Source organism: Streptomyces sp. BE20 (genome assembly GCF_036322525.1).
Taxonomy (GTDB): Bacteria; Actinomycetota; Actinomycetes; order Streptomycetales; family Streptomycetaceae; genus Kitasatospora.
In genome coordinates this window covers 94,136-100,168 of sequence record NZ_JAQYWW010001119.1, presented here as the reverse complement: position 1 = coordinate 100,168, position 6,033 = coordinate 94,136, and the positions used below count along the sequence as shown (strand labels likewise).

The 6,033-nt window shown below is 71.9% G+C and carries 6 protein-coding genes; 1 reads left to right on the top strand and 5 read right to left on the bottom strand.

Annotated elements, in window-relative coordinates; translation table 11 throughout:
• Positions 1–416: 416 nt before the first annotated feature.
• Positions 417–1,682 (bottom strand): tyrosine--tRNA ligase, encoded by a 1,266-nt coding sequence (gene tyrS, locus PUR61_RS34445; RefSeq protein WP_329883466.1) that lies wholly within the window; start codon positions 1,680–1,682, stop codon positions 417–419.
• A gap of 316 nt (positions 1,683–1,998) precedes the next feature.
• On the opposite strand from tyrS, the gene PUR61_RS34440 reads away from it, so the two are divergent.
• Positions 1,999–2,535, top strand: a complete 537-nt coding sequence (locus PUR61_RS34440) for an HNH endonuclease (protein WP_329883461.1) — start codon at positions 1,999–2,001, stop codon at positions 2,533–2,535.
• A gap of 98 nt (positions 2,536–2,633) precedes the next feature.
• On the opposite strand, the gene PUR61_RS34435 is transcribed toward PUR61_RS34440, so the two are convergent.
• The 4 genes from PUR61_RS34435 to PUR61_RS34420 all read right to left on the bottom strand — a co-directional run bounded on the left by PUR61_RS34435 (position 2,634) and on the right by PUR61_RS34420 (position 5,980).
• Entirely contained in the window at positions 2,634–4,529 is a 1,896-nt protein-coding gene (locus tag PUR61_RS34435) for an outer membrane protein assembly factor BamB family protein (RefSeq protein WP_329883460.1), read from the bottom strand.
• Positions 4,530–4,682: 153 nt separating this feature from the next.
• Positions 4,683–4,985, bottom strand: a complete 303-nt coding sequence (locus PUR61_RS34430; RefSeq protein ID WP_329883459.1) for a 4a-hydroxytetrahydrobiopterin dehydratase — start codon at positions 4,983–4,985, stop codon at positions 4,683–4,685.
• Between the two features lie 42 nt (positions 4,986–5,027).
• The gene (locus PUR61_RS34425; RefSeq protein ID WP_329883458.1) at positions 5,028–5,204 is read right to left on the bottom strand and encodes a DUF1272 domain-containing protein; all 177 of its coding nucleotides are present in this window, start codon (positions 5,202–5,204) and stop codon (positions 5,028–5,030) included.
• Between the two features lie 17 nt (positions 5,205–5,221).
• On the bottom strand, positions 5,222–5,980 hold the full coding sequence (locus PUR61_RS34420; protein ID WP_329883457.1) for a sulfite exporter TauE/SafE family protein: 759 nt from the start codon (positions 5,978–5,980) through the stop codon (positions 5,222–5,224).
• Positions 5,981–6,033 lie beyond the last annotated feature (53 nt).

Sequence of the window (6,033 nt, the reverse complement as noted above, 5' to 3'; positions counted from 1 at the left end):
TGGCACGCTGTTGAGTTCTCAAGGAACGGACACTTCCTTCAGGCGGCTTTCACACCGGCCCTCCGGGCGCTTCGTTCTTTCGTGTTTCCAGCTTACCAGACGTTTTCCGCTCCGTTTTCCGGAGTTTCATTCATCCGATTTCCCGAACTGGCCGGGTCCGCTTTTTGCGGCGACCTCCACATTAGCGCATTCCGAGTGTTGCTCGAAATTCACTCCCGCCTCGGCCGGCGGAAAAGCCGACCGACCCAATCGAAATGAGATTCGAGTAGGGGTGGGACTTGCTGGGTGGGGTGGCCGCTCCAGCGACTCGTTCAACACTAGGCCACCTGGAGGACATCGTCAAACATCGAGGGCGGGATCCGGCTGGATCCCGCCCTCGATGGTCGAAGCCGCAGCTCAGCGGCGTCGAGATTCAGTCACGAAGCGGTCAGCTCCGCCGCCGCCAGGTTCCGCTTGCCCCGACGCAGGACCAGCCACCGACCGTGCAGCAGATCGGCCTCGGTCGGGACCGCCTCCTCGTCCGTCACCTTGACGTTGTTGAGGTAGGCGCCGCCTTCCTTGATCGTCCGACGGGCCGCCGACCTGCTGGGCGCCAGACCGACGGCGACCAGCAGGTCGACGATCTGCTGAAGCTCACCGACCTGGGCCTTCGGGACCTCGGCCAGTGCCGCCGCCAGGGTCGGGGCCTCCAGGTCGGCAAGGTCGCCCTGGCCGAACAGCGCCTTGGACGCGGCCACCGCGCGCTCGTACTGCTCGGCGCCGTGGACGAGGGTGGTCAGCTCCTCGGCGAGCGCGCGCTGGGCGAGGCGGGCGGCGGGGCGCTCGCTAGTCTCGCGCTCCAGTTCCTCGACCTCCTCCTTCGAGCGGAAGCTGAAGATCCGCAGGAAGTTGGAGACGTCCCGGTCGTCCGCGTTCAGCCAGAACTGGTAGAAGGCGTACGGAGTGGTCAGCTCCGGGTCGAGCCAGACCGTGCCGGACTCCGTCTTGCCGAACTTGGTGCCGTCCGCCTTGACGATCAGCGGCGTGGCCAGCGCGTGCACCGACTTGCCGTCGGCCTTGCGGATCAGGTCCGTGCCTGCGGTGAGGTTGCCCCACTGGTCGCTGCCGCCGGTCTGCAACGCACAGCCGTAGCGGCGGTTCAGCTCCAGGTAGTCCATGCCCTGGAGGATCTGGTAGCTGAACTCGGTGTAGCTGATACCCGCGTCGGAGTTGAGCCGCCGGGAGACGGCCTCCTTGGCGATCATGTTGTTGACCCGGAAGTACTTGCCCACGTCGCGCAGCAGGCTGATCGCGGACATCCCGGAGGTCCAGTCGAGGTTGTTGACCATGCGCGCCGCGTACGGGCCCTCGAAGTCGAGGAAGCGCGAGATCTGGCCACGCAGGCGCTCCACCCAGCCGGCCACCGTCTCGGGGTCGTTGAGCACGCGCTCGGCGGTGGGCTTCGGGTCGCCGATCAGGCCGGTGGCACCGCCGACCAGGCCCAGCGGGAGGTTCCCCGCCTGCTGGATGCGGCGCATGGTGAGGATCTGCACCAGGTTGCCGAGGTGCAGGCTGGGGGCCGTCGGGTCGAAGCCGCAATAGAACGTGACCGGGCCGTCCGCGAACGCCTTGCGCAGTGCGTCCTCGTCGGTGGACAGGGCGATCAGCCCACGCCACCGCAGCTCGTCGACGATGTCCGTCACGGTCACGCTTCTCCTTCGGTCGGGCGTCCGCCCGGTGTGGGCCCGGTCCGGTCGGGCCCCGGTGCAGGACGGCTCCAGCGTGGTAGAGCCTACGCGGTCGGGGCCAGCGAGTTTCGCCCGGACCGACATGAACACGCTCCCGCCTCGGGCTTCGCGGGAACGGCCCCGGAAGGGCCCGGCCCCGCACCGCCACCGGAAATTCCGTTGTTCGACTGCCTTGAGCCCCTTCACAGTGGTCCCACCGCCGTGCGGCGGCAGTGACGTGTGTAGAGACGGTCGTGCCGCCGTGGCACGCCCGTTGAGAAGGGTGGCCGAGGTGCGCAGCACGCTGGTTCTGAACGCAAGCTACGAGCCGCTGACGACGGTGTCGCTCCAGCGCGCCGTGGTCCTGGTGCTCCAGGACAAGGCCGTGGTGGAACAGGCGCATCCCCTGCGCACCATCCGCGGGACGGGGGTCTCCGTGCCGGTACCCCGGGTGATCAGACTCCAGCGGTACGTCCGGGTGCCGTTCCGACAACAGGCTCCGTGGTCACGGCGTGGGGTGCTCGTCCGGGACCAGTACCTGTGCGCCTACTGCGGGCGGCGGGCCACCACCGTGGACCACCTGCACCCCAAGTCGCGGGGCGGTGAGGACAGTTGGCTGAACACCGTGGCCGCCTGCGCCGAGGACAACCAGCGGAAGGCCGCCAGGACGCCCGAGCAGGCGGGGATGAAGCTGCTGCGCAAGCCGTTCGTGCCGACGCCGCAGGCCACCCTGATGATGGCGCTGGGGCTGCGTGGCTCGGACGTCCGGGAGCTGGCCGACTGGCTGCCCGCCCAGGTCGCCCCGGCCACCGTGCACTCCGCGGCCTGAGCCCGGAGCCCGGCCCGAGCGCGCCACGCACGAGCGGTCGGGCCGGGCGGGTGAGCTGGCCGGGCGGGCTGGCCGGGCGGGCGAACCGAACGGCCCGGTCAGCCCTTGGCCTGGTATCCGGTCGCGGTGCCGAAGTTGGTGGAGTGCTCGGGGACGGCGACGACCCGGCCGCCGCCGATCAGCACCCGGCCGGAGACCAGCAGGGAGCCCGTCCCCGGCGGGAAGTTGCCGCCGACCGTCTCCCGGCCGCCGTCCAGGGCGAAGCGGCTGAGGTGCGCGGGCTGGTCCAGGCGTTCGTCGAAGGCGAGCACCAGCGCGCCGCCGTCGATGCCGACCGCCCTGGCCGCGCCCTTGCCGGAGGCGACCGTCCTCCAGCGCTGCTTGCCGCTGTCCAGGTCGTAGCCGACCACCGCGGCCCGACCGCCGCCGTTCGGCACCGGTGTGACGGTGGTGACCATGGTGCGGTCCCGGAAGTACACCCCCGGGGTGGCCGAGAACGCGCCGTGGGCGACCTCCAGCCGGCCCCCGGCGTCGGCGACCGGGATCTCGACCGCCGGGTCGCCGGCCTGGCCCCAGGCGAACACCCGGTCGTCCTCGGGCTTCTCCCCGGTGGTGAGGACGACAGCCGGCTCGGCGGAGAGCACCGTCGCCGTCCTCGGCCGGTTGTTCAGGCCGCGCCACCAGGCGACCGTGCCGTCGACGGTGTTCAGCGCGACGGCCTGGTCGACGGGAGTGGAGTCGGCGCAGGAGCTGGCCACCAGGACGGTCCGGCCGGCCACGCCACCGGACAGCGTGCAGAACTTGCCCTGCCCGGTGTACTGCCAGACGTCCTTGCCGTCGGCCGACTCCCACGCGACGACGTGGTCGTCGCCGACGGCTATCACCTTGTCCTCGGTGACGCCGATCCGGGAGTTGTAGGGGCCCTTGGCCTCGGAGAGCGTCTTGGTCCAGGCGGTCTTCCCGGCCTTGGTGTCGACGGCGGTCACCAGGGCGCAGGGGCTCTTCGGGTCGGCCTGGGCCCGGAACAGCACCGCTCCCACGCCCGCCGCGTTGACGTCCGGGGAGAGCCCGCAGGGCACCGCACCCGCGGCGGGCGGCTCGACCGACCAGACGGGCGTGCCGGCCTCCAGGTCGTACGCGTGCACGCCGGTCGCGTCGGCGCGCACCACCGAGTCGGCGAGCAGCCAGCTGCCGACCAGGGTGTCGTCACCGACCGGCCGGTCGGACCCGGACCGGGCGGACCACGTCTTGGCATGGGCGACGGTGAACCCCGGCTCCCCGCCGGCGGCGGCGCCGGCGGACGCGCGGCCGCCGCCCTCCGAGCCGACCGTCAGTCCGGCCGCGACCAGGACGCCGAGCGCGGCGACCCCGGCTCCGGTCCGGACGGCCAGGGCCCGCCTGCTCGGCGCGTGCTCGGCTGAGACGACGGCGCCGGTGGCGGCCCGGGCCCTGGCCGCGAGGCCGGTCCGGGTGGGCGACGCGGCGGCGGGACCGGCAGCCGGTACCGGCCGCTCCGCCTCCGGGTCGGCGTCGGGGGCCGGCTCGGGATCGGGCTCCGGTTCCGGTTCGCGATCGGGTTCCACGTGCACGTAGCCGTCGGCGGAGTACTCGGCACCGACGGGCGCGTACAGCTCCTCCCCCGCCGGCTGCGGCTGCTGCGGGACGGCGTACGGGGCGTACTGCTGCTCGTGGTCGGGGTACTGGTAGTACGGCTGGTACTGCTGATAGGGCTGGTACGGCCGGTTCTGGTCGTACTGGCTCTGGTCGTACTGGCCGTAGGGCCCCTCGACGTACCCGCCCTGCCCGTAGGCGGCCTCGCCGTACCCCTGTTCCGGGTGCTGCGTGCCGGGACCGTACGCGTACCCGGGCTCGCCAGGCCGGCTCTGGTCGGCGTACTCGCCGTGCCCGGCGGGCCACTCCTGCGGCGCGTGCTGCGTCTGCCACTGGTCCTGGTACTGCTGCGGCCGACCGTCACCGAGGGGGTCCTGAGCCATCCGTTCCGTCCCTCCCGACCGCCTGTACTACGGCAGTCAGCATCTCACGGCCCCGGAGCGGACGGTTCCGGTGTGCCCACAGGGGCATCGGACCGCCGGCCGGGGCAGCGGAAGGGGCAGGACCGGGCAGGACGGGACCGGGCTTCGCGCGCGCTAGCGGGCGGACTCCGTCCGCAGGATGGTGTCGATCCGGGCCGCGAGGGCGAGGTCGAGGGCGGTGAGCCCGCCGGCGCTGTGGGTGGAGAGGGCGAAGCGCAGCGTGCGCCAGCGGATGTCGATGTCGGGGTGGTGGTCCATCGCCTCGGCGGCCTCGGCGACGGCGGTCACGGCCCGGATCCCGGCCGGGAAGTCGGGCGCCTCGGCGGTGCGGACCAGGGAGTCCCCGTCGCGCGACCAGTCCGGCAGGCCGGCCAGTCCGGCCTCGATCTCGTCCTCGGTCAGCCGTGCTCGGCTCATCGGCCCGCTCCCATCACCAGAACCAGAAGGAGAAAAGGGGTGTCAGCTCCGCCGGCGCGGACGGGGCACCAGTTCGCCGCCGCAGTTGGGGCAGGCGGCGGCCGTCGCCTCGGTGCACGCCGGACAGAAGGTGCACTCGTAGGAACATATAGAGGCCGGGCCGTCCGGTGTCAGCGACACCTCGCAGCGCTCGCAGATCTCCCGCATCTCCAGGGCCATCGGGGTCCTTCCCGGTTCTAGGTCGCGAGCAGTTTGACGACGGCCGCGAGGCCGACGACGACGATCACGGCGCGCAGGGCCTGCGGCGGCAGCTTCCGGCCGACCTTGGCGCCGACCAGGCCGCCGACGAGCGAGCCGACCGCGATCAGTCCGGCGGCCGCCCAGTTCACGGTCGACGTGAAGAGGAAGAACAGGGCGGCGACGCCGTTGACGATCATCGCCAGGGCGTTCTTCACCCCGTTGATCCGCTGCAGGTCCTCCTGGAGCATCATCCCCATCAGGGCCAGCAGCAGGACGCCCTGGGCGGCACCGAAGTAGCCGCCGTAGATGCCGGTGAGGAAGATGCCGACGAGCAGCAGCGGGCCGCCGTGCGGGTCGCCGTCGGGCCGGCGGCGGGCGGCGACGGCCTTGGCCACCCGGGGCTGGACGATCACCAGGACCAGGGCGAGCAGGATCAGGACCGGGACGATCGCGTCGAAGGCGCTGCTGGGCAGCTCGATCAGCAGGTAGGCGCCGAGTACGCCGCCGAGCAGGGAGGCCGTGCCGAAGCGGGCGAGCCGGCGGCCCTGGCCCGCCAGCTCCCGGCGGTAGCCGATCACGCCGCTGAGCGAGCCGGGGACCAGACCGAAGGAGTTGGAGACGTTGGCGGTGACCGGGGGGAGCCCGACGGCGAGCAGGACGGGGAAGGTGATCAGGGTTCCCGAACCGACGATCACATTGATCATTCCGGCACCGACACCTGCCACCAGGACGGCGATCGCCTCCCAGGTCGTCATGAGCCACCTCCCGCGCTGGTCCTGTCCCGTCCGCGGCGATCATGCCGGACCAC